The sequence below is a fragment of the Angelakisella massiliensis genome (assembly GCF_900104675.1).
Classification (GTDB): domain Bacteria; phylum Bacillota; class Clostridia; order Oscillospirales; family Ruminococcaceae; genus Angelakisella; species Angelakisella massiliensis.
Genome location: NZ_LT629945.1, coordinates 904,804 through 929,139 on the forward strand (window position 1 = coordinate 904,804; position 24,336 = coordinate 929,139).

Here is a 24,336-nt window from a genome sequence, read left to right on the forward strand (position 1 = left end):
TGGCCTGTTTGAGACCGTCTGGTAGTTGTTTTTTTGTTTCTCTCAGAGAGAGGTTTTGTCCGCGGCAGAATGATTTTCCTGTCAAAAGCGTCCTTTTGATGTAAAGCTTTTATTTGTATTTTCCGGAAAATTGTTCCATTTCCAAAGCACTTGGGAGCAAAGCAAAAGGGCAGGCCCATGGAAATCCACAGCCTGCCCTGGAAAATAGATTTTAAAAAACGTGGGACACACGGTTTTCGCTTTTGCCACCGGGCGCTGCCATTTTCACAGGCCCGCGGCAATCATTCCTTGAAAGAGACAGCCTCACAAGTGGTCTGCTGCGTTTTCCTCCTCCTGCCGGGGAGGACCCTGGACAGGAAGAGTGACCGTCATGGCAGTACCCACGCCGGGATGGCTCTGCACCTGAATGGAACCATTATGCCGCTCCACAATATGCTTGGCGATGGACAACCCCAAACCGGTGCCCCCGGTCTGCTTGGAACGGCTTTTGTCCACCCGGTAAAACCGCTCAAAAATCCTTCCCTGGTGCTCAGCGGAAATGCCGATGCCGGTATCCCGCACCTGAAGGATGGCGTTTTGTCCCTCCTGCCAGGCCCTGATGGTCACCGAGCCCCCCTGCTTATTGTACTTGATGGCATTCTCACAAAGATTGAAGCACAGCTCCGACAGCATGGAGGGACAGGCGGTAAGAAACACCTCCGGACCGTCCTCCAGGCAGAGGCTCACCTGGCGCTTTTCCGCCACCGGCTCCAGGGAGCTGATGGTATCCCGGGCGATGCTCTGAAGCGAACAGCGGCACAGGTCCATCTGTACCCCTTCATCCAGCCGGGACAGACGGATGATGTCGTCAATGAGCGCGATGAGGCGGGAGCTTTCCCGGACAATGCGTCCGGCAAACATCCGGCAATCCTCCGGGGTTGACGCCATACCGCTTTCAATGATTTCGGCAAAGCCGGAAATGGAGGTGAGGGGGGTTTTCAGCTCGTGGGAAACGTTGGCGGAAAAATCCCGGCGCATCCGCTCATTCTGTTCCTGCTGGGTGGAATCCATCAGCAGTACCACCGCTCCGCTGCAGGTGCCGGACTGGAGCACGGGGCTTGCGAAAATGCGGCAGCACTGGCCTTCCTCCAGAATCTGGCCGTCAGCGGAAGCCCCCGACAGAGCGGTGCAGACGCAGCGGTGCAGCTCATCGCTGCGGCTGATGTTCAGATAGCTGCGTCCCTGATAGTTGCCGGGAGGGGCATGAAGAAGGGTCAGGGCGCTGGGATTAAAGGAAAGGACCTTTTGATCGGGGGCAATGGTGATCAGTCCCTCCCGCATATTTCCGGTAATGACTGAAACGGTGTCCCTCTCGTTTTGCAACCGCTGAATCTGACGGCGCAGCTGCTGCCGCTGACGGCGGATCTTGCTGACAAAGGGCGCCAACTCCTCATAATATTCCTGAGGCAGCTCTCCGTTGAGGCTGCTGCCCAGCTTTACAATGGGTGTGAGGATGGTTTTGGTCAGCCGGGCTGAAATCAGCACCGACGCCAGCAGCACCGCCACCAGAATCAGACAGAGGGAGGGAATAATGGGAGCCAGTATGGACAAGGCGCTGCCATAGCTGCGTGACATCCGCAGCACCATGCCGCTGTCCAGGCGCATGGCATAGTAACAGGTCTCCTCATCCAGTGTATGGGAATACCGGATGCAGGAGCCCTCTCCGGTGCGCAGCGCCTGCTGTACCTCCGGACGGTCCAGATGGTTTTCCATGGCGGAGGGATCGCTGCTGCTGTCCCAAATAACCGTGCCATCCTCTTCAAGGAGCGTGGCCCTGGCCCGTGGGGGCAAAATGCTGTCACTCAGCTTCCCCGCAGGCAGGGCAGCGGCCAGCAGCCGGCACTCATCCCGCAGATCCGCCTGGAGGATGGCGGTGTACTGTCCGGAAAAAAAGCAGATGGCAAGAAGCATGGCAGCCAGAACGGCAGCCATGGCGGTCAGACAGATGCTGCGATAGATGCGTTTTTTCATGAACGCCCTTCTTCCTGGCGGGGCAGCTGCACGATTTTATATCCTACGCCCCGTACAGTCTGGATCATTTCACTGCAAGAGCCCAGCTTTTGACGCAGGGACTTGATGTGCATATCCACGGTGCGGCTTTCTCCCTCAAAATCAAATCCCCATACCGTCTCCATCAGCCGCTCTCTGGTGAGAACCAGCCCCTCGTTGCGCATGAGAAAGGAAAGGAGTTCAAACTCCTTGTAGGTCAGCGTTACCGGCTGGCCGGAAACTGTGACCGTGCGGCGGGCAGGGTCCACAGTGATGGGTCCCAGTGTGAGTACCCCAGCCGGGGTGTCGGTGCGGGTGCGGCGCAGCACCGCCCGAATCCGGGACACCAGCTCCATCACCCCAAAGGGCTTGGCGATATAGTCGTCGGCACCGGTATCCAGACCAGTGACCTTGTCGTATTCCGAAGTCTTGGCGGTGACCATGATCACCGGAATACGGGCCGTGCGCCCATTTTCCCGCAGTCTGCGCAGGATGCTCAGCCCATCCTCTCCCGGCAGCATGATATCCAGCAGCACCAGGCTGGGCAGCTGCTGGTCCAGCGCCTCAAAAAAGCTTTCTCCGTCTTCAAAACCCCGGGTCTCAAATCCGCTGGAGTGGAGCGCGTACAGCACCAGCTCCCGGATGCTTTCGTCATCCTCCACGCAGTAGATTCTATCCATTCTATCCTACCTCCGTCCTGTGCTTCCCCAGGCCCTTTTCCCAGCAAAACCATGGGCAGTACCGCAGAGTGCCTCTTGCCCTCTTCCGGCTGGGATGGACCGTCAGGAATGCCTCCTTGATCCTATCATTTTAAACCTGTACGCCGCTCTTTGAAAGGGGAGAGCAGTCGTCTCAATGGCAAAGGGATGGCCTCGCTTTTGACTTATGTCTGAGCTTCGCCCAGCAGCGGAGCGTCCTTATAAATACCGGACGCCGAGAAAATCACCCACTCCGCGATATTGGTGGCATGATCTCCGATCCGTTCCAGATATTTGGCAGCCATCAGCAGATCCAGAGCCTCGCCGCCGCTGTCCTCCCTGGAGCGGATGGTTTGCAGCAGATCCTGACGGACCTTGATAAACAGACCGTCCACAATATCATCCATCTCCAGCACCTGCCGGGCCAGTTCCATATTTTCCCCCACATAGGCCTGAATACTTTGGCGCACCATCTTCACCGCTGTCTGCGCCATTTCAGGGATGTGCCGCATGGGCAGACGGTCCCCCTGGACAGGCAGCTGCCGGACAATGGCCGCCAGATCCGCCGCCTGATCGCCGATGCGCTCCATGTCGGTGATCATTTTCAGCGCAGCGGATACCGTCCGCAGATCTCCCGCCACCGGCTGCTGCTGGAGCAGCATTCTCAGACAGTGGCTCTCGATCTCCTTTTCCTTTTGGTCCACATTGCTGTCATAGGCAATGGCCTTTTCAGCCAATTCCACATCCCGTTCCGACAAAGCTTTGGCGGCGCTGGAAATGGCGTTTTCAATCATCATGGCCATCTCCAGCAGATGCTGGTTGAGGATATCCAGCTGGTCGTCCAGATGGGTTTTCATGGTCGTCCTCCTTCACAGGACAGGCCGCCCCGGAAGCGGCACTGAAAAATCAATTCCTCTTCCGCACCCAGTATAGCTCTCTTCCCCTTTTCATACAAGCCCCGCCCCAAAACAAGTTTTTGCCTATACGGAGATCGCCCCGTCAGGGACCATCGCGGCAACCGACGTCCTGGCGGGGTATGTTGCAAAGGAAAGAGGAATTGCCGGAACCCTATCCGGCGGGAGAGATCGTCAGAAGAAGAAATCACTTGCACATGATTTGCAGTTCTTCACTGCACCTTCAGTATATCTTCCCTGTGTAAAGGACGCGCCCCAATGGAGGTAAAAAACGTGTAAAGGCGTAAAAGGCCCCTTCTCTGGGGCGACTGCGCCCGTGTCTTTCTAATTTGTCACCGTTTCTTCCATTTTCCCCGCTGCCAAACCGCAGCCCCTTGCCCGCTTCCGGCACAGCCCCGCCGGCACCCCTCTGAAAAAATCGGAATAGCCAAACGGCGGGGTCAAGCCCCGCCGTCCAGACTGTGGAAAAATCTATTTCCACGAAAAAACAAAATTCAAAATCATAAAAATCAGGACATGCGCCTGATTTTTATACCACGACCCGCGCCCACCGGGGCGCGAAACCGGGGGTATCGCCGCTGGTTTCGCCAGGAACCAGGCGGCGTATCCAGGGGGACCGGGTCCCCCTGGAAGTGTGCCGAACCCCTTCGGCACACTCAGAGGGACATGCGCCTGATTTTTATACCACGACCCGCGCCCACCGGGGCGCGAAACCGGGGGTATCGCCGCTGGTTTCGCCAGGAACCAGGCGGCGTATCCAGGGGGACCGGGTCCCCCTGGAAGTGTGCCGAACCCCTTCGGCACACTCAGAGGGACATGCGCCTGATTTTTATACCACGACCCGCGCCCACCGGGGCGCGAAACCGGGGGTATCGCCGCTGGTTTCGTCAGGAACCTGCGGCGTATCCAGGGGGACCGGGTCCCCCTGGAAGTGTGCCGAACCCCTTCGGCACACTCAGAGGGACATGCGCCTGATTTTTATACCACGACCCGCGCCCACCGGGGCGCGAAACCGGGGGTATCGCCGCTGGTTTCGTCAGGAACCAGGCGGCGTATCCAGGGGGACCGGGTCCCCCTGGAAGTGTGCCGAACCCCTTCGGCACACTCAGAGGGACATGCGCCTGATTTTTTTACCACAACCCGCGCCCACCGGGGCGCGAAACCGGGGGTATCGCCGCTGGTTTCGTCAGGAACCTGCGGCGTATCCAGGGGGACCGGGTCCCCCTGGAAGTGTGCCGAACCCCTTCGGCACACTCAGAGGGACATGCGCCTGATTTTTATACCACGACCCGCGCCCACCGGGGCGCGAAACCGGGGGTATCGCCGCTGGTTTCGTCAGGAACCTGCGGCGTATCCAGGGGGACCGGGTCCCCCTGGAAGTGTGCCGAACCCCTTCGGCACACTCAGCGGCGGGGTCAAGCCCCGCCGCCATGAACAAATCCTCTGTTTTTATCCTGCCCCAAAGGAAAAGCGCTGTTTATCCTCTCAGCCCCGGAAATGATACTCCCGCTTTTCAGGGGTCTCCAGACGGGTGGCGTTGCCATAAGCAGTGGCCTGCTCATTGATGACAGTCAAAAATGTAGCCGGAGCGTCCACAGCGATCTGTGTATGGGAAATCCGGGGATCAAAATAAAGGCTGTCCCCCTCTTCCAGAAGCAGCTCCGATTCACCCAAAATCACCTTCACCTTGCCGGAGAGAACATAGTTGAACTCCTGGCCGCTGTGGCAGAACCATTCCTTGGGCTCCCCCTCAATGGGATCGATATGGACCACCATAGGCTCCATCTCCCGGTTGACAAAGTTGGTGGCCAGAGACCGGAAGGTATAGCCGGGGTACCGCTGCACCTCCACACCGCTGCCCTTTTTCACCAGCGTATAGGAATGCATTTTGGGGGATTTTCCCGTCAGCAGCTGGGTGGGGTCCACCTTGCAGATGGCGGCGATGCCGTACAGCACTCCCACCGGGATATCCGACTGAGCCGATTCATAGCGGCGGTAGTCCTCCACACAAACGCCCAGCTGAGCGGCCAGGTCCTCTTCTTTCATTTCCAGTACCTCCCGCAGCTCCCGGATGCGGCAGGCGATCTCCACGACCTGAGAATTCATAGCGATGCTCCTTTCCGTTGGGACGGCTCATGCTCCGCCCCGGTGATCCGCAGGGAAGGGAATGACCCTGCCCTTATTGTTTCTATTGTACCGGAAAACCCCGGCGGTTGCAAGAAGGGGCGCCCGGTTTGCAGCGGAACAAGAGCCGCTTTTTTCCTGTTTTAATCCTTGTTTCCCCCACCGGTTCTCTCCCGGAAACCCAGAGCCGGAGCACTTGCCACGGTACACTTTTCTCATCCCCCGGTCCAGGCATAATCCTTCGCCTGGGGACCTTTTCTCTCCTCCGGTGAGGCCGCCGGCCAAGTCATGGGCTTTTGGGGAAAATTCTTCTTCCGGGGAGAAAGATTTCAAATCCATTTGAGAGAATAAAATCCTTTGCTCCTCCAGCTGTGTTCGCAGCCGGCGGTTTTTGTTTGCCAGCCACCGGCACAGCGGCAGTCCCACTAAAATCACCATCCATACCACGGTCATTTTTCTTTCCCTCCCCTATCCTGTTTTCATCTGAACCTCAGTTTAGCTTTTCAAGAAAATCATACGCCTTTCTCTGTCCCATAATCAGTACCATTTCTGTCCTGATGAAAAAAGCCGGACTTTTCCCCAGCTCCACTGTGCCCGGGAAAGCCCGGCAAGCAGCCTTTCTCCCTTTTGCGGCACATCTCCCCTTTCTTTCTCATAGGATGGGGAGAAAAGCCCCGTCGAAAGGATGACTGTCTGATGTTTGCTCAAATTCTTCTGCTGGTCCTGGCTCTTTCCCTGGACACTTTGGCCGCGGCCGCCGCCCTGGGAGGCCGGGAAATCCGGCTGCCCCTTTCCTCCACCCTCATCCTGGGAGGCGGTTCCGCTCTGGCGCTCACTCTTTCCGCCGCTGTGGGACAACAGCTGTCGGATTTTCTTCCCGCCGCCGCAGCTGCCCGCCTGTCCTGGCTGATTCTCACCGGTCTGGGATTGGCCCGGCTGCTGGACTGCCTGCTGAGAGGCTGGACCGGACGTGGGGAGGATGCTCCAGCCCAGCTGAAATTTCATCTGCTGCGGTGCAGCTTTCTGCTCCAGGTGTGGCGGGACAGCGCCGCCGCGGATGTGGACCGCTCCCACAGCATCAGCCCCGCCGAAGCGCTGCCCCTCTCCCTGGCGCTGTCGCTGGATAGCCTGGCGGCAGGAGTGGGCGCCGCCTTCCCCCTTGAATGGCTGCCGGCGACCGCCTCATTGTGCCTGCTGGCAGGCTGCCTGTCGGTGTGGGCGGGAACCGCTTTGGGACGAAAAGCCGCCTCCTTCCATCGGGCTGACCCGGGACTGGCGGCGGGACTGCTGCTGCTGGTGTTAGGGGCGGCAAAGCTGCGGGGGATTTGATTCCCCCGCGCCTCCGGGAAAGCCTTTCCCCGGTTATTTCACCCAAAGGATTTCTTTTTCCGGCAAAATCACTGAGTCATAAAAAAGGAGAATACGAAAGCCTCTCCAATGATTGGATACCGCTTTCGTATTCCCTTTTACCACAGTTTTGGATTTTGTCGGACAGGGCAAGCCCTGCCGTTAGGTTCACGCAGTAGACTTCAGAATCCGGTTTCTTTGGGCGTCCCCTTTTTCCCGACTTCCGGCGTTTCGTGACACGTTATGGCCTTTTCTCTCTTATCCCAGAAGACTGCTGAGGAAGGTCTGGGGCATATACATATCGTTGGTGCCGGAACCGGTGGCGGACCATGCTACCAGCAGCGCGCAAACCAAGGCGCCCAGCCAGATGCTGTGGGTGCGTTTGTACAGTACCCGGCTGATCAAAGCCACCATTGGGACAGTGAAATTGAAATGATAGGTGTTCATGAAATTACAGAAGAAAGAGGTGCTGTTGTCAAAGGTACCGGCAGCCCCGGCGCTGATGGCGCCCACCTCATTGATGATACAGGCTACCCACACACCGGCGGAAAAGATCACCACAGTCATGAGGGTATCTTTCCATTGGGGTCCGTCGCCGCGGGACAAATAGTTGACCCCAACGCCGATAATAAGGTACGCTCCAAAGAATATGGCAATGGTGGGAAGCAGGCGGATCCAATACTCCGGCCTGACATAGGAGAAATACATGGTGAAATACCGGTAATCCTGGCCGAAGAGGTAGTCAATAACTCCCAGGGAAATATAGGCACTGGCAAGCAGCGTCAACGCCAGCAGAAGTGTCTTGCCCAGCCGGGCTCCTCCTATGGCAATGTTGAGATTTTCCAGGCCGGTGCGGCCGGTCTTTTTCCGTAATACCATGGCGTTGGCTGCCACGATCACCACGGTTCCAACTGCCAGAATCAGCACGAAAGCGATGGCCAGAAGGGTGCCCTGCCCAAAGGGCAGCACCGGGCTGAGGAACATCTCAGACAGCGCGAAGCCGTTAATGCCTTTATTGATGTAAACAATCGCGGCAAAGGTCAGCAGGAAAGTGGCCCCGCAGGAGAGTAAATACTGCTTTCTGCTGAAAGAGAGGGGCGTGGAAGCGGCCTGCGCCACACAACCGTGGAACAGCGGTGTTTTCAGCAGCAGAATCCCCAGGGTGATCACCATGCCCACCATGCAGATCATAGCCAAGCCATTGCAGATTTCTCTCCAGATGCCGTAAGTTTCGCCGGCGTCCAGTGGGGTTGTCCCTTCCGCACCCAGATCTCCCCGGTTATATCCCAGAGTCTGTTCAAAAAATTTGGTCTGCTGGCTGAACAGTCCGGTGGAAAGACAGATACCGGTATGGGTCACATTTTCCACCGGCTGGCAAAGTACCCGGGCAGTACCGTTTTCAATGGCCAGAGCCAGGGCTTCATCTTCCGTCACAGAGGAATTGTCAAAATCCCCCAGGATCGTATTGGTTTTGGTTTGGTCATCAATGGAATACCAGGAACCATAGGTGATATCCGACTGAGAGTACCAGGTGGATTTTATGGTTTCATCCTGGTTGATCGTTCTCCATACATCCAGTGAACCCGTACCATAGGCAACATTGGTCTGTACATTTCGTGTGACGGTATAGCCCGCTACTTCCACATCCTTGGAAGGTGACAGAGGCGGCAGCCAGTTAAGTCCCACTACCATAACGCCTTTGAGGCGGGTATCAAATTTTTCCCACGCCTGTTCCCTGAGGGCCTGGTAATAGGTCAGCTGATCTTGGTTGAGCCGTTGGGCGGCCAGTGTGTCGGCGTCCATGGCGATCTCTTCTTCTGTAAAGCGCTGGCCGAAAGTATCGTAAAGAAGATTGATGAGAATATCGTTGAAGGTGTAATAGCCGCAGTCAATCACCGCTGCGGCTCCCGCACGGTTGGCGCCCATGGACTGTCCCAGCAAGCCGACCCGGGTGGGGTCAACAATCGCCATGGAGCGGACATAGTCCACCGCGTCGAAAAGTCCTGCGGAAGCGCCTTCATCCCCCAGCAGATTAAAAACCTCTACACCGTTGCCCGTTTCATCATAGGGAGGCATCAGACTCAAGGAGGAACCGTAGGCACTCAGACTCAATACCACAAAGCCCCGGCGGGCAATCTCCGCAGCAGACCCACGCATGGCCCCGTAATTCATTCCGCCGCCATGGGCGATGACCACTGCCGGCAGCTTCTCCTGGGAGCTGGTTCCCGCAGGATAATACAGTTGTCCATCCATGACGCCTCCCCGGACATCAATCAGGACATGCTCTACATGAATGGACCCAAAGTCGCTTTGGATCAATTTCCCCAGAAAGCTGAAAGCTAAAATACCAGCTATGAAAAGAGCCAATAACCTGACAGCCCATTTTTCCCCTGTACCGTTTCTTTCAGATACCGTTGTTTGCGTCTGCCGATTCATTTCTTCACTTCCTGTTCTTTGTTGCCGACCATCCAGCTGTACTGCGCCGTGAGAAAAACAGAACCCAAAAATTCCACAGCCGTGGGGATGGACGGTTGATTTTTTTGGAATAGAACTGCTGGAAAAAGAATTTCGATGAGGCCCTCATTAATTCTGATTATATTATATATATTATATAGAATCAATAATATATTCTAACAAATTTATTTTTATTCTTTCGTTGCAGTTGTCCAAGGACGTTTTCATGGTAATGTCTCTAAAACTATGGTACAATAAAGCCAGAATGGAAAAGAAGTTTTTCCATTGCCTGATTTTGTCTGATTTTTGGGACAGTACAGCCTTTTGACGTGTCTGAGATGGCTGTGCTGCGCTTTGGGCCTCTGTAAACAAGGTGCTCTGTCTTGCCACCACACGATCTTCCAAAGGAGGTATTTTTTATGCCCAACTGGATGGGGCGGTACCATTCCCTGATGGAAGCGCTGGTTCTCCATGGAAACACCAGCGCCCGCTATATCAATACCAAACATGAGTATGCTCAGGATATTTTTCTCACCTTTCAGGAAGGTCAGGTATTGGAATATATCATTGAGCATGAATCGGACGACGACAGTATGATCCGCATTTCGGAACGGCTGGGAATCCCTCAAAGTTCCTTTTCCAAATATACCAAGGTGCTGTGCGGATATGATCTGGTAGCCAAATATCAGATGGTCAACAACCGCAAAAATATCATCCTCAAGCCTACGGAAAAAGGGAAAAAAGTCTATGAGGAGCATATCAGGACCAGCGCCAGGATCAGTTTCGCCCCTTTTTTCAAGGCTCTGGAACCAATTCCAGATGAATATCTGGAGCTGATGGCCCAGGCTTTGACTGCCCTTGACAGCGATATGCACACCCCCGCTCCGCCGGAAAAAAGTCCGCTGGTAAAAATCTGAGAATCGCCTTTTTTATCGCCTTCAAACAGAGGGGAGCGAAAACCATATATTTGGGGAGCTCACTGGGCTTTGCTCCACTAAAGGGGAGGCAAGACAGATGAAAGTTCTGATTTTTTGCAGCGCTGTGATACCCGCAGCGGGCATTGCCGTGGAACTGCTGACAAGGAAAAGCTATGGAAAGCTTCCTTCAGGCACCTTATATGTTCCTGCTGTCTGCCGAGTCTGCTGGCATATCATCAGTCTTGCATTGGCCATGATGGGGATTTTGCCGACAGATCTTTCCATGAAAAGCCGGCAAACCCTTTGGGTGCTGATGGCGCTGTGCGTGGCGCTCATCGAGATTCCCACCTGGATGAGCCGAAGATACCGAGCAGCTGTGGTGAAGGATACTTTATATGTGACACCCTATTGGGGAAAAAAACGAGCCCTGCCTTTGTCCCAAATCAGCCGGGTATGGAGGAGCACCCGGCACGAGGCGCTGAACATCTGCACAGAGGGAAAGCTGTTTTGCAGAATACCGGGAATTTGTGTGGGATACAAGGAGTTTCGGCGGATGCTTGAAGAACGGGGCCTGCTGCCCTGTTGGAAATAAGCATCATCAAATGTGGAATCCGCAACGTCTCGGAAGGGGTTTATACTGTCACATTTGCCATCTGTACCATTTGTTCCACTATCCGTAAAGAGCAAGTTTTCAGCGCCGTTGTTTTATCTTTACTTCTTTATGACATCCCGCTTTTCTCAAAGTTTGAGGAGCGCTTTTGTACTACCGGCAAATTCAGGATGTCTTTGTGCTAAAACCCGCAAAATAACAGGAAGCGCCGTCCAGGATAATACCTCCCGGATAGCGCTTCCTATATTTTTAATATCCAGCAAGGATAACGGTTTATGCCATATTATACCGATGAACGAAAGCATCCAATCTTCCCGCAAAAGCAGCGAGCGGCTTTACCCGGGACTGTCCAGATTACCTGGGCAAATAGCGAACGGGCGATACCGCCTTTTTCAGAATAGGAGCAGAAACCATCCCTCCATCCGTTCCCCTTAACACTAAAAGGTACAGGCCAAAACTGCGGCAGGTTCCTTTCCTTTTTTCCTTATAAATGAAAATCACTCCCGCCCCCAAAAGGTTGCTAGCGCTGTGAAGGCGTTGGGAGGGCGCTTGCTGCCTTAAAGGGCACAAGCAACCGAGCAGCCGAAGCAAGCGGGACCTTTTGGGGAAGAGCCTCGCGCCCGCAGGCGCATTTCGGAGGCCAACCGCCGCAGGCGGCTCTTAGGCCGGAGATGGGCAAGGGAATGGAGTGGATGGTCCCCGTCCAGGGGACCGAAGCGGAATGGACTTTGCTCCGGCGAGAGTCCCTTTGGGCGTATCCCCCATGTCACCAGTTTGCCTCCAGCAGCCATGCAGGACAGAGAACAAATCCCCACCCAAAGGAGCGAGTGGATTGTCCGGCTTTACCCGGGCAACCGGCGAGCGGGCGGCACTGCCTCTGCCGAGACAGGATCAGAAGCCATCCCTCCCATCCGTTCCCCTTAACACTAAAAGGTACCAACCAAAACAGCGGCAGGCACTTTCCCGGACTAACTCTCTCGCTGCTGCCACAACAATGGGATTCCAAAGGGACGAGTCCCTTTGGCCGTACCCCCGTATCCTCTGACACAACCCTCTGTTAACACCTATTTCCATATCTAGGCTTTTCACTCCTCCAGCCTGCGGCTTTTTCCACTGCGCAGCGCCAGCACCAGCCCGGAAATGACCGGCACAATGGCACAGCAAAGGATAATCAGCTGGAGCTGCTGTCCCGAAAGGGCGGCGGTAAGGAAAATTTCCCTGGCGGGGGCCCACCAAACCGCCGCCGCCGCAACACTGGCGGACACCGTAACCGCTCCCACCAGTTTGGGATTGGAGGAGAGGGGAACAGCAAAAAGGCTGCGGGTCTCACTGCGGCACTCAAAGACGTGAATAAGCTGGGTGAGAATGAGGGTGAGAAGGGCTCCGGTGCGGGCGGCCTCCAGGGGCGCGCCCTGGCGGAGCATCCAGCCAAAAACCCCCAGGGTGGTCAGGCCGATGAGGATTCCCCGCAGCAGAATGGTGGCCCCCAGACCATGGGAGAAGATGGATTCATCAGGCTGGCGGGGCGGACGGGACATCACTTCCGGCTCTCCCGGCTCCAGACCCAAAGCAATGGCCGGGAGGCCATCGGTGACCAGGTTGATGAGCAGAATCTGAATGGGCAGCAAGGGTACCGGCATCCCCATAAGCATGGCAAAGAACATGGTCACCACTTCGCCGATGTTGCAGGAAAGCAGGTAGCGGATAAACTTGCGGATATTGCCGTAAATGATCCGTCCCTCTTCCACCGCTGCCACCAGGGTGGCAAAGTTGTCATCCAGAAGGATCACCGAGGCCGCTTCCTTGGTGACGTCGGTGCCTCCCTTACCCATGGCTACACCGATGTCCGCCTCCTTGATGGCGGGGGCGTCATTGACCCCGTCTCCGGTCATGGCCACAATATTTCCCTGCTCCTTGAGGGCGCGGACGATGCGCAGTTTGTGGGCGGGGGTGACCCGGGCAAAAACCGCCACCCGGTCCAGCTGGTCCTTCAGCCGGTGGTCATCCCACTGATCCAGCTGGGCTCCCGTCACCACCAGGTCCCCTTCCCGGCAGATCTTCAGCTGCTGGGCAATGGCTCTGGCGGTCACTCCATGGTCGCCGGTAATCATAATGGGGCGGATATGGGCCCGACGGCACTTCCGCACCGCCTCAAAGGCCTCCTGCCGGGGTGGGTCCATCAGTCCCGCCAGCCCCAGGAAAATAAAATCCCGTTCCTGAACATCCGTGGGACCTGCCGCCGGACGCCAGGCAAAGGCCAGCACCCGCAGGGCGGATTCCCCCATCTCCGCCACCTGGGCCAGGATCTTATCCTTTTTCTCTTTGGTGAGGGTCTGTTCTCCCTTTTGGGTCAGATATCGGGTGCACCGTTCCAGCAGCACATCGGGAGCCCCCTTGGTGAGGACCCGAAGGGTACCGTCGGGCCCTTTGGCACAAACGGTCATCCGCTTCCGGGCGGAATCAAAAGGCTGCTCCCGCAGCACCTCCCAGCCCAGCTTTTCCCGGGTGACGCCCCCTCTGGCCGCCGCCAGCAGCAGAGCGGCTTCGGTGGGCTCACCGGAGGCCTGGTTGCGGATGCCTCCATCCACTCCTTTTTTGGTGGTAAGAACGGCGCTGCTGCATACCGCCGCCACAGTCAGCATCATCCGCAGACCGGTATGGTCCCGGACTGAAACAGGATTTTCCCCGCAAAAGAAGCTGTCCCCTTTCCGCTGATACCGCAGGCGGATGATCTGTTCCGGGGTACGCAGCTCCTGGACTGTCATCCGGTTTTCGGTGAGGGTACCGGTTTTGTCGGAACAAATGACAGTGGCGCAGCCCAGGGTCTCCACCGCATGAAGACGGCGTACCAGGGCATTGCGCTTGACCATCCGCCCCACTGACATGGCCAGGGCAATGGTGACAATGGCGGGCAATCCCTCTGGCACCGCCGCCACAGACAAGGATACTCCTGTCAGCAGCATCTCAAAGGGCGGCTCCCCCCGAAGAATACCGGTAGCCGCCACCACAGCGCACACCACCAGGCATCCCAAACCGATCACCTTGCTCAGCTGTGCCAGACGCTTTTGAAGAGGGGTCTGCCCCACCTCAATGCTCCCCAGCATTCCTGCGATGCGGCCCATTTCGGTACTGCCGCCGGTACCTGTGACCTGGATCACCCCCCGCCCTTTGGTCACCAGAGAGCCCATATACACCTTACAGGGGCGCTCGGGGGTGGAAGGGACCTTCTCCACCCCATCGGATTCCCCGGTGAGCATGGATTCATCGCAGCACATAACGGCAGATTCCAGTACCAGACCATCCGCCGGAATCCGGTCTCCCGCTTCCACCAGGGCGATATCCCCCGGCACCAGCTCCCGGGCGGGGATTTGCCGGCGGGCGCCGTCCCGGATCACCTCCGCTGTGGGGGCTGATAACTCACCCAGCTTCTCCAAAGTCCGTTCGGTGCGGTATTCCTGCAGAAAGCCCAGCACAGCGTTGAGGAACACAATTGCAATAATGGTCAGCGCCTCGGAAATTTCTCCCATCGCCGCTGACGCCGCCGTAGCCGCCAGCAAAATCATCATCAGCGCGTCCCGGAACTGCCCCGCGAACATTGCCAGCGCCCCGCTGCGGCGCTTTTCCTTAATGGCGTTTTCCCCGTGCTCTGCCAGAAGCTCCGCTGCTTCCCTGCTGCTCAATCCCTCGTAACGTTCCATTCCCTTGACCTCCGTCCTCTCGCGGCTTGTCTCGCCTGTCCTCTTATCTATATGCGGACAGGGCCGGAAGATATGACGGCAGAGATCAAGCCCTCCCAAAGGCAGCCAAAAAAGCCCAAAAGGCCATGTGAAACATCCTCTTTGCGATACAGCATACGCTTTGCCTTGCCCAAAACAGCACCATTTTTCCAAACTGTACCAAACAATATCCATGTATTGTTCCTGCCTGTGGGTTATGGGCGCCAATTCTCTGTTTTTACCAGGGAATTTCTAATTTTTTTTTGCTAAAACCCTTGCATTTTCTCTTAAAAAATGATAGGATAACTTGTACTGTCAAGAAGTGTGAAGGAGGTGTCACTATGCCGAACATTAAATCTGCCAAGAAGAGAGTCCGGGTCATTGAGACCAAGACCGCTCAGAACCGTGCGCTCAAGAGCAATCTGAAGACTGTCATCAAGAAGGCTGAGGCCGCTATCGCCAACGCCGCTGAGGATAGAGAGGCAGTTGTCAAGCTGGCCGTCAAGAAGATCGACCAGGCTTCCGCGAAGGGTCTCCTTCACAAGAACAACGCTGCCAGAAAGAAGTCCAGCCTGGCCAACAAGCTGAACGCTTCTGTCTGATCTTGATTTTTTGTTTACAGTTTTGCGCAAAACGAAAAGACGACGTCTCTGCGGGGGCGTCGCCTTTTTTGTTATCCGTCTTCGGGCTGGGGGAATCCCTGGCATTATCATGACTTTATGCAGGCCAGCAGATACGCGTGATCCGGCGTTCCGATGGGAGCATTGGGGTGGTAATGGGAATATCCCGGCGCTTCCAGGTAAGAAAATGCATCGCCTACAGCGATATGATCGATTGCCAAATATCCTGCATAACTATGTTCCTTATGTCCAGGCTTCAAATTGATTCCCATGGAAAGCCCTCTTATTTTTAAATCATTTTTGATTTTCTGATAATGAAAGCTTTCCTGATTATAGCCAGCGTATTGAGATCGAACCCTGGCATGATTCCAATCCCCCGTCAGGATCAACCTGGAAGTCTCCTTTATGTTTGAGTCAATATATTCCATTACAATATTCCATTGTTTGGCCCGGTCCTCAAAATCCTCTTTTGAGCTGTCAGAAACCAAAATGCGGAAAACAATGACATCTGCGGTCTCGTTATTTTTGGTGATCCGAAAGTGCAGAAAGTGGGGATATTCTTTTCTGTGGACTACCGTTATTCCCAGCTCCTTTTTCACATAGCAGAGTATTCCCCGATTGTCTTTGCCAAAAAGCGCACTGATCCGTTTGTAGCCTTTGGAAAATTCATAAAGATACTCCTCATCCTGACATTCCATATACTCTACATTGCAATACAAATCCACATCTTTATATGCCAATTGTTCCCTGGCAACTTCCTTTTTCAGTTGGTAGTCCGTATTGGAGAGACGAGCGTCGTTTCTCCGATCCACACGCAGGTTTAAACTGGATTCAAGTATTCTTAGTTCCATCCCCTGCTCCTTTCAGATAAAAATGATGGTCTCTGTACCTCAAACAACCAATAATCGGTCAGACACAGACGGCAGGGAAAATCCCTGCCGTCTGTGCGTGTCGAAAAAGTTCGACACGCTTCCAGGGGGTATCCAATACCCCCTGGATACGCCGCTTGGTTCCTGATGAAACCAGCGGCGATACCCCCGGTTTCGCGCCCCGGTGGGCGCGGGTCGTGGTATAAAAATCAGGCGCATGTCCTGATTTTTATGATTTTGAATTTCATTTGTTCCTTAAACCAGGTTTTTCTACAGTCTGAGACGGCAGGGAAAATCCCTGCCGTCTTGCTTTTATAGTTGTTATATTTAGTTGCGGTTGATACCTTTTAGGGGCGAATCTCGCTCTTGCCGCCCATATACATCCGCAGTGCCTCGGGGATAGCCACGGAACCGTCGTCCCGGAGATTGTTTTCCAGGAAGGCAATGAGCATCCGGGGAGGAGCCACCACAGTGTTATTGAGGGTGTGGGCCAGGTAGTTGCCCTTTTCCTTGCTGCGGATACGGATACCCAGACGGCGGGCCTGGGCGTCACCCAGATTGGAGCAGCTGCCCACTTCAAAATACTTCTTCTGACGGGGAGACCAAGCCTCCACATCCAGGCTCTTTACTTTCAGATCCGCCAGGTCGCCGGAGCAGCACTCCAGGGTGCGGACAGGGATATCCAGGGTGCGGAAGAAGTCCACCGTATTGTGCCACAGCTTGTCAAACCACATGGGGCTTTCCTCAGGCTTGCAGACCACTACCATCTCCTGCTTTTCAAACTGATGGATACGGTAGACACCCCGCTCCTCGATGCCATGGGCGCCCACTTCCTTACGGAAGCAGGGGGAATAGCTGGTGAGTGCCTGGGGCAGCTGGTCCTCATCCAGGATGGTATCGATAAACTTGCCGATCATGGAGTGCTCGCTGGTACCGATGAGGTACAGGTCCTCTCCCTCGATCTTGTACATCATGTTCTCCATCTCAGCAAAGCTCATAACGCCGGTAACCACGCTGCTGCGGATCATGAAGGGAGGGATATAATAGGTGAATCCCCGGTCGATCATGAAGTCGCGGGCATAGGAAAGAATGGCGGAATGAAGCCGGGCAATATCAGCCTTCAGATAATAGAAGCCGTTGCCGCTGGTGCGCCGGGCGCTGTCCAGATCAATGCCGTTGAGGCGCTCCATGATATCCACATGATAAGGCACCTCGAAGGGGGGAACTACAGGCTCACCAAAGCGCTCCCGCTCCACATTCTCGCTGTCATCCTTGCCGATGGGCACGGAAGGATCAATGATATTGGGGATGACCAGCATCCGCTCCCGGATCTTGCCGGTAAGCTCGTCCAGGCGGGTTTCCAGCTCGGTCAGCTCCTGTGCCATGGAAGCCACCTGCTTTTTGGCCTCCTCAGCCTCCTCCTTCTGACCCTTGGCCATCAGGCCGCCGATCTGCTTGCTGATGGTGTTGCGCTGGCTGCGGAGATACTCGCAGCGGGTGCGGACCTGGCGGCACTCCTCATCCAGCTCCACTACCTCATCCACCAGATGCAGCTTTTCATCCTGGAATTTCTTTTTGATGTTCTCCTTGACCAAATCAGGATTGGCGCGCAGGAATTTGATATCCAGCATTTTGTGTTCCTCCTTATAAACTCAGACGCCTTTCAGACAGACGGCGGACAAAAGAAAAAGCCCCCATCCCACAAACATGGGACGGAAGGTCTCCGCGGTGCCACCCAGATTGCCGGTTTCCCGGCCCCTTTTGAGCGCGATAGAGGGCGCTACCCTTCCGGCTCCTCGCCGGCGGCTCCAAAAGCGGAACAGACCGTCCTTCTCACCGGTTCGCACCATCCACCGGCTCTCTGGGGAGAAAAAATCGGCCATAACTTTCTTCACAGCCACTGTCTGCTTTATTTTCTGGCGTCAGTCAATCCGGAGCGGGACAGTTACGCCCATTCCGGCATTTTCTTTAGTATATACGATTCCCCGGCATTTTACAAGGGGCGGGGGAGATTTTTAGAAAACAGGTACGGAAGAATTACAGGTTCGGTACAGTCGGAACGGTTGCTTTTATCTCCCCACTCGATTCTCTGGGAAAACCGCTTCAAGTCGTTCCTCGGCTTCGGTGCAAGGGCAAAATGTCTTTTGGAATATGGAGGGAAAGTATTTGGACCCGGCACAGCCGGGGAGGCATACTTTTTGTGGTATCGTCAGTCTGTATCCCTCATGCCGGGCGGGCACTTCCTTTGTAATGAAACAAAGGAAGCAAAATTCACCAGCGTTCCGCTGGACCGTGCCGCGCAAAGGCGCTGCGGCTGCTTTTGCTTCCCCGCCCGGTACGCTCGGAAAATCGCTTCAAGTCGCCCCTCCGCTCCGTGAAGCGATTTTTGCCGCCCGACACACGGGGGCGGCATTCCCTCGCTCCGACCCACGGCGGGAAGTACAGATACCGCCGCCTTGCTAATACCGGAATTCCGCTGCCGCCTTCGCGGCGGAACCGGTATTCCGTTGCGCGGATAAGGTAGAATTCAAATCCGCCCCAGGTGGATGGGGCTTGAGACGAAAGTAAACAAACAGGACCGCTCTCCTGCAAACCGCCGGTTTTGTTCTTTTATAGGCGGCGGATAAACCGCCGCCAGCGGGTCTCCCCCAGCTTTTCAGAAAACTACAGGGTTTGTAAGCTGAAATGAGATGATAAGTCCCTTTTCCTGCAAACCGTCGCTTCCACTCTCTTTAGGGGCGGCGCAGCTAAGCTGCGCCGCCTTTGAGCCGCACATTTGCGGTACTATCCAAAATTTCCTCTTAAATTTTAATAGCCTTCGCCCGAAAAAAGTTGCTAGCGACCAGACGGCGTCAATAAGGCGCGCTTGTTACCCTAAAGGGCACAGGCAAAGCCATAGCCGAAGCAAGCGGGACCTTTTGGGGAAGAGGCGGGGCAAGGGAGCGGGTGAGGAATGCCCAATTCCTTAATTGGGCGTTCCGAGAGTAGCGGACTTTGCCCCGCCGAGAGCAGCGAGTGGATTGTCTGGCTTTACCCAGACAACCGGCGAGCGGGCGGCGTTATCTATGTTGGGATAGATACAGAAACCATCCCTCCAGCCCGTTCCCCTTAACACTAAAAGGTACCTGCCAAACAGTGGCAGGTACCTTCTTTGACTAACTAGATCGCTATAGCCTCAATAATGGGTTTCCAAAGGGACAAGTCCCTTTGGCCGCATCTCCTTAAACGTATCCCCGCATCCTCAGCCGCACTTGGAATAACCGCAGCTGCGGCAGGAGACACAACCTCCCTCATGCTCCATGGGGGCGCCGCATTCAGGGCAGAATTTCGCGTATTTCAGATCTGCGGCGGTATAGTTTTCCACGCCTTTGCCTCCGTTGGGACGGGGCGCGGAGACAGGGGCAGTCTCAGTGGGCTGCACCTTGGGAGAGTGGGCCAGGCCGGAGATTCCCTTTTCGGTGAGGGACTGGCCATTCTCCTGCATTTCCTTAATATAGTTGTCCACCTTCTTGACCACCTGGGCGATGGCGTCAGGGCAGGAGGTGCACTTCATACCCTGCTGACGGATGGTGGAGGGGCAGCGAATACCCTTGAGCTGATCCAGAATCTCCTTGGTGGAGATGCCGGAGCGGAGGGCGATGGACACCAGACGGGCGGTAGCTTCGCTCTGGGAGGGGCAGCCGCCGGCCTTACCGGTGGAGGTGAACACCTCGCAGATGCCGTTTTCATCATAGTTGACGGTGACATAGAGGTTACCGCAGCCGATCTTCATCCGCTCGGTGAGGCCATAGGTGATCTCCGGGCGGGGACGGGGAACGATCTCCAGGTTCAGGGTATCCGCCACCTGAGCAGCGGTCTCCTGAGCGGCATCCTTCTGGTCCTTGGTCTCCTTGTTGACGGAACCGATGTTGAGCACCTGGCCCTCCCGGCTGCCGTCACGATAGATGGTAACGCCCTTGCAGCCCTGATGGTAGGCCAGCATGTAAACCTCCCGCACATCCTCCACGGTGGCGTCATGGGTGAAGTTAACGGTCTTGGAAACAGCGTTGTCGGTGTGACGCTGGAAAGCGGCCTGGGTATTGATGTGATAGATGGGGCTGATGTCGTGGGAGCACACAAACACCTTCTTCATATCCTCGGGGATCTCGGGGATATGGGCCAGAGTGCCCTCGGCGGCGATGCGGCGCATCAGCTCCTGGCTGTAGAGGCCGCGGCGGCGCAGCTCCTCCTCCAGAATGGGATTTCCCTCCACCATCTCAGTGCCGTCCATAACGTTGCGGATATAGACATAGCCGAAGACAGGCTCCACGCCGGAGCTGCACCCGGCAATGATGGACAGGGTACCGGTGGGGGCGATGGTGGTAACAGTGGCGTTGCGCAGAGCGGGACCATCCTTATAAATGCTCTCGGCAAAGAGGGGGAAGGGCCCGCGGACCTTGGCCAGCTCCATGGATGCCTCACGGCCCACACGGGTGATGAAGGCCATCAGCTCCTCCGCCAGGGCCACCGCTTCGTCGCTGTTGTAGCCCAGGCCCATCCGCAGCAGCATATCGGCATAGCCCATCACGCCCAGACCAATCTTCCGGGTCTGGCGGGTGGTAAAGGCGATCTGCTCCAGAGGATATTTGTTGACATCGATGACGTTGTCCAGGAAGTGGACAGCATCCCGAATGGTCCGCTCCAGCTTACCATAGTCCAGCTCCCAGCCCTTTTTCCCCTGGCGCAGCATATTGTCCAGATTGATGGAGCCCAGGTTGCAGGATTCATAGGGCAGCAGGGGCTGCTCGCCGCAGGGATTGGTGCTCTCGATCTCTCCCTGGCTGGGAACCACATTGTCCCGGTTGAGGCGGTCCAGGAAGATGATGCCCGGCTCGCCGTTTCTCCAGGCGGCTTCCACAATCTTATTGAACACTTCGGTAGCGTCCAGCTGACCTACAGGCTGCTTGGTCTTGGGGTCGATGAGGTCATACTTCTCCCCCTTCTCCACAGCGGCCATAAACTCCTCGGTAACGCCTACGGAGATGTTGAAATTGGTGATGTCGGCGTTATCCTTTTTGCAGTCGATAAACTGGAGGATATCAGGATGGTCGATGCGCAGGATGCCCATGTTGGCGCCCCGGCGGGTACCGCCCTGCTTGACCGCCTCGGTAGCCATATTGAACACCCGCATAAAGCTGATGGGGCCGCTGGCTACGCCGCCGGTGGTGCGCACCATGCTGCCCTTCTGCCGCAGGCGGGAGAAGGAAAAGCCGGTGCCGCCGCCGGACTTGTGAATGAGAGCGGCCTGCTTGACCGCCTCAAAAATGGCGTCCATGGAATCATCCACCGGCAGCACAAAGCAGGCGGACAGCTGTCCCAGATCCCGCCCGGCATTCATCAGGGTGGGAGAGTTGGGAAGGAACTCCAGATTGGTCATCATTTCATAGAAACGGTTGGACACTTTTGCCACATCGGCGTCGGCATCATAAGCCAAATCCGCCGCGGCGATGGTATCCGCCACCCGGCGGAACATATCCTCCGGACGCTCTGTGGGCAAACCCTGATCGTCTTTTTTCAAATACCGCTTTTCCAGTACGGTGATGGCGTTCTTTCCCAGTTTCATTCTTTGCACCTCTGTTTATTTCTCTATTAACTGAACTTTGTACTTCTTCCGTCTTTCCCCGCCGTCATAGTCTTTATGACAACAGAAAAACCTGTCCCGCAAGACAGGTCACTAGATATAGTGTCTAAAATACGTTTTGCGACACGACATATTGTATCAGCTTTCATTGACCATTGCAAGACAGGTTGCTGCTTTTCTCTATTTTCATCGTTTCCAACCAAAAACAACGACCTGATATGGGCAGAACGCAGAAAACCGCCGGGCATCTCCCATCCATGAAAAGGAAAAGACCCGGCGGCTGTTTTTTTACTGCCGGTCAGGCGCAGAAAGGCTCCACTGCTTTGAGAAAAGCTTCCTGCTGGTCATCCGCCATGGTGGCCTCCAGCTTGATGGGCTGGTTGAGATCCAGGCTGAAAATGCCCATAATGCTCCGTCCATTGACGCAATAACGTCCGGAACGCAGATCCACCGGGAAATCAAAGGCGCACATCGCATTGACAAATTCCTTGACCGCTTCCACGGTGGGAAGCTGTATATTCTTTTCGATCATCATATTGCTGCTCCATTCTGCCGCTCCGCTCCGGCTGAAATCATTTTGACGTCACTTCCGGTCTGCGGGGAATCTGGCCGAAAGGGTCCGGGCGGAGCCGGTAAAGGGTTCGTCCGGGAACTACCATCTAAATATAGCAAGATTCGTTCCTTCCGTCAACAGACGGAACGCCATTTTTTCTCCCCGGAAAACGGGTATATTTTGGCGGGATGGGACAGGGCGTTGTCAAAAAGCCGGGTTTTGTTTATAATGAGGATTGGATTTGTGGTTCTCTGTCTTCATAAGAAAAACAGTGGTATTTCCATTGCCGGAACATTTTTGTTCCAGGTGGGTTTTCTCTGTTTGAAGGCGGGAATGGATCGGTAAAATGGGAGAGGGCGTTTCACTTTTTCAGTTCAAACCCAAAGCCATCCCCAAAAGGCAAAAAGATTCCAACAATACCGGGGCCGCCCCGGGAAAGGATGTTCTGTTATGGTAAGAGTTCGTTTTTTCACCCTTGGCTGCAAGGTCAATCAATATGAAACCCAGGCGCTGGCCTGCCGTTTCGCCGCCGAGGGCTTCCAGGTAGAGCAGGAGGGGGAGGACAGCGATGTGCTCATCATCAACTCCTGCACCGTTACCGCCGAAGGGGACCGGAAAAACCGGCAGCTGCTGCGGAGGCTTCGCCGGGAGCACCCCCAGGCGGTGATCGCCCTCACCGGCTGCTATCCCCAGGCATTTCCCCAGGAAATGGAGGCTCTCACTGAGGCGGATGTCATCACCGGCTCCCGGGACCGGGCCGGTCTGGTGGCGGCTGTGCGGCGGTTTCTGGGGGAAAGAAAACGCATCGTGGCCATTACCCCCCATGCTCCGGGAGAAACCTTTGAGGCAATGCATACCGATGATTTCGGCCGGCGCACCCGGGCCTTCGTGAAAATTGAGGACGGCTGCGAAAATTATTGCGCCTATTGCATTATCCCCACCGCCCGTGGGCCCATTCGTTCCAAGCCTCTGGAGGATCTGAAGGCGGAGCTGGAAGAACTGGCTGCCTCCGGTTATAAGGAAGTGGTGCTGGCGGGGATCAATCTTTCCAGCTATGGCCGGGATCTGGGGTGCCGCCTCATCGACGCCATCCAGCTGGCCTGCCGGGTACCCGGCCTGGAACGGATCCGCCTGGGTTCCCTGGAGCCGGACCTCATCACCCCGGAAGACTTCCGGCTGATGTCCCTGGAGCCCAAGCTCTGTCCTCAGTTTCACCTTTCCCTCCAAAGCGGCTGTGATACCGTTCTGGAGCGGATGGGCCGTCATTATAACACCGCCCAATACCTGGAGGTGTGCCGCACCATTCATCAGCGCTTCCCTCTGGCCGCCCTCACCACCGACCTGATGGTGGGCTTTCCCGGGGAGACTGATGAGGAGTTCCAGCAGTCCCTGGACTTTGCCGCCCAGGTGGGCTTCAGCAAAATCCATGCTTTTTCCTATTCTCCCCGCCCCGGCACCCGAGCCGCCGCTATGCCGGACCAGGTGCCCGGCCAGGTGAAAAAGGCCCGCTCCGCCGCCCTCATCGCTCAGGGGGATGCCTTGCGGAAAAAGTTTCTCCAGAATATGGTGGGGCTTACCCAGCCGGTACTCTTTGAGGACCGGGGCAAGGATGGCCTCCAGATCGGTTATACCCCCAATTATACTCCCGTCATTGTAGCGGAACCTGAGGACCTTCATGGCCAAATTCTTCCCGTCCTCCTCACAGGGCTGGAGGGAGACGGCTGCACCGGTGTCCTCACTCTCTGATCCCCACAGGACCAAAGGCTCTTTTTCCCAAAAATTGAGCCAGAGGATGATGAGGGAGACTTTTTGGGGATGAAAAAGAGTTCTCTTTCCTGGATAGGTGCTGAGGGAAAGCTGGCGCCA

Annotated in this window: 16 protein-coding genes; 5 read left to right on the top strand and 11 right to left on the bottom strand. The window is 55.8% G+C overall.

Annotated features, from left to right (window positions below):
- Window positions 1–303 precede the first annotated feature (303 nt).
- The 4 genes from BQ5383_RS09580 to BQ5383_RS09595 all read right to left on the bottom strand — a co-directional run bounded on the left by BQ5383_RS09580 (window position 304) and on the right by BQ5383_RS09595 (window position 5,746).
- Window positions 304–2,010: an ATP-binding protein gene (locus tag BQ5383_RS09580; RefSeq protein WP_071431473.1), complete on the bottom strand. Its 1,707-nt coding sequence runs from the start codon at window positions 2,008–2,010 to the stop codon at window positions 304–306.
- A complete protein-coding gene (locus BQ5383_RS09585) occupies window positions 2,007–2,708 on the bottom strand; it encodes a response regulator transcription factor (protein WP_071431475.1) in 702 nt (233 codons plus the stop codon). Before BQ5383_RS09585 ends, BQ5383_RS09580 begins: the two co-directional genes overlap by 4 nt.
- Window positions 2,709–2,911: 203 nt before the next feature.
- On the bottom strand, window positions 2,912–3,583 hold the full coding sequence (gene phoU, locus BQ5383_RS09590; RefSeq protein WP_071431477.1) for a phosphate signaling complex protein PhoU: 672 nt from the start codon (window positions 3,581–3,583) through the stop codon (window positions 2,912–2,914).
- Between the two features lie 1,542 nt (window positions 3,584–5,125).
- On the bottom strand, window positions 5,126–5,746 hold the full coding sequence (locus BQ5383_RS09595) for a helix-turn-helix domain-containing protein (protein WP_071431479.1): 621 nt from the start codon (window positions 5,744–5,746) through the stop codon (window positions 5,126–5,128).
- 714 nt (window positions 5,747–6,460) lie between these two features.
- On the opposite strand from BQ5383_RS09595, the gene BQ5383_RS09605 reads away from it, so the two are divergent.
- Window positions 6,461–7,093 (top strand): manganese efflux pump, encoded by a 633-nt coding sequence (locus BQ5383_RS09605; RefSeq protein ID WP_071431483.1) that lies wholly within the window; start codon window positions 6,461–6,463, stop codon window positions 7,091–7,093.
- 276 nt (window positions 7,094–7,369) lie between these two features.
- Here the strand turns inward: BQ5383_RS09605 and BQ5383_RS09610 are convergent, their stop codons facing one another.
- Window positions 7,370–9,364, bottom strand: a complete 1,995-nt coding sequence (locus BQ5383_RS09610; RefSeq protein WP_139193397.1) for a dienelactone hydrolase family protein — start codon at window positions 9,362–9,364, stop codon at window positions 7,370–7,372.
- 620 nt (window positions 9,365–9,984) lie between these two features.
- On the opposite strand from BQ5383_RS09610, the gene BQ5383_RS09620 reads away from it, so the two are divergent.
- Both BQ5383_RS09620 and BQ5383_RS09625 read left to right on the top strand, forming a co-directional pair.
- Window positions 9,985–10,482 carry a MarR family winged helix-turn-helix transcriptional regulator gene (locus tag BQ5383_RS09620; RefSeq protein WP_071431490.1) on the top strand — a complete coding sequence of 166 codons (498 nt, stop codon included), beginning with the start codon at window positions 9,985–9,987 and terminating at the stop codon, window positions 10,480–10,482.
- Between the two features lie 97 nt (window positions 10,483–10,579).
- Window positions 10,580–11,074 (top strand): hypothetical protein, encoded by a 495-nt coding sequence (locus BQ5383_RS09625; RefSeq protein WP_071431492.1) that lies wholly within the window; start codon window positions 10,580–10,582, stop codon window positions 11,072–11,074.
- Between the two features lie 1,103 nt (window positions 11,075–12,177).
- Here BQ5383_RS09625 and BQ5383_RS09635 read toward each other — a convergent pair.
- Window positions 12,178–14,790, bottom strand: a complete 2,613-nt coding sequence (locus BQ5383_RS09635; protein ID WP_071431496.1) for a cation-translocating P-type ATPase — start codon at window positions 14,788–14,790, stop codon at window positions 12,178–12,180.
- Between the two features lie 359 nt (window positions 14,791–15,149).
- On the opposite strand from BQ5383_RS09635, the gene rpsT reads away from it, so the two are divergent.
- A complete protein-coding gene (rpsT, locus tag BQ5383_RS09640) occupies window positions 15,150–15,410 on the top strand; it encodes a 30S ribosomal protein S20 (RefSeq protein ID WP_071431498.1) in 261 nt (86 codons plus the stop codon).
- Window positions 15,411–15,517: 107 nt separating this feature from the next.
- On the opposite strand, the gene BQ5383_RS09645 is transcribed toward rpsT, so the two are convergent.
- The 5 genes from BQ5383_RS09645 to BQ5383_RS09665 form a co-directional block, all read right to left on the bottom strand.
- Entirely contained in the window at window positions 15,518–16,279 is a 762-nt protein-coding gene (locus tag BQ5383_RS09645; RefSeq protein ID WP_071431500.1) for a hypothetical protein, read from the bottom strand.
- Window positions 16,280–16,644: 365 nt separating this feature from the next.
- Entirely contained in the window at window positions 16,645–17,928 is a 1,284-nt protein-coding gene (serS, locus tag BQ5383_RS09650; RefSeq protein ID WP_071431502.1) for a serine--tRNA ligase, read from the bottom strand.
- A gap of 21 nt (window positions 17,929–17,949) precedes the next feature.
- Complete coding sequence (locus BQ5383_RS09655; RefSeq protein ID WP_071431504.1) at window positions 17,950–18,192, bottom strand: hypothetical protein; 243 nt, start codon at window positions 18,190–18,192, stop codon at window positions 17,950–17,952.
- A 1,346-nt stretch (window positions 18,193–19,538) separates the two neighbouring features.
- Window positions 19,539–21,899, bottom strand: coding sequence for a vitamin B12-dependent ribonucleotide reductase (locus tag BQ5383_RS09660; RefSeq protein WP_071431506.1), 2,361 nt, complete (start codon window positions 21,897–21,899; stop codon window positions 19,539–19,541).
- Window positions 21,900–22,215: 316 nt separating this feature from the next.
- Entirely contained in the window at window positions 22,216–22,452 is a 237-nt protein-coding gene (locus BQ5383_RS09665; RefSeq protein ID WP_420835665.1) for an HPr family phosphocarrier protein, read from the bottom strand.
- A gap of 468 nt (window positions 22,453–22,920) precedes the next feature.
- Here BQ5383_RS09665 and mtaB point away from each other — a divergent pair, with 468 nt between their 5' ends.
- Window positions 22,921–24,216, top strand: a complete 1,296-nt coding sequence (gene mtaB / locus BQ5383_RS09670) for a tRNA (N(6)-L-threonylcarbamoyladenosine(37)-C(2))-methylthiotransferase MtaB (protein ID WP_071431508.1) — start codon at window positions 22,921–22,923, stop codon at window positions 24,214–24,216.
- The last annotated feature ends 120 nt before the right edge of the window (window positions 24,217–24,336 follow it).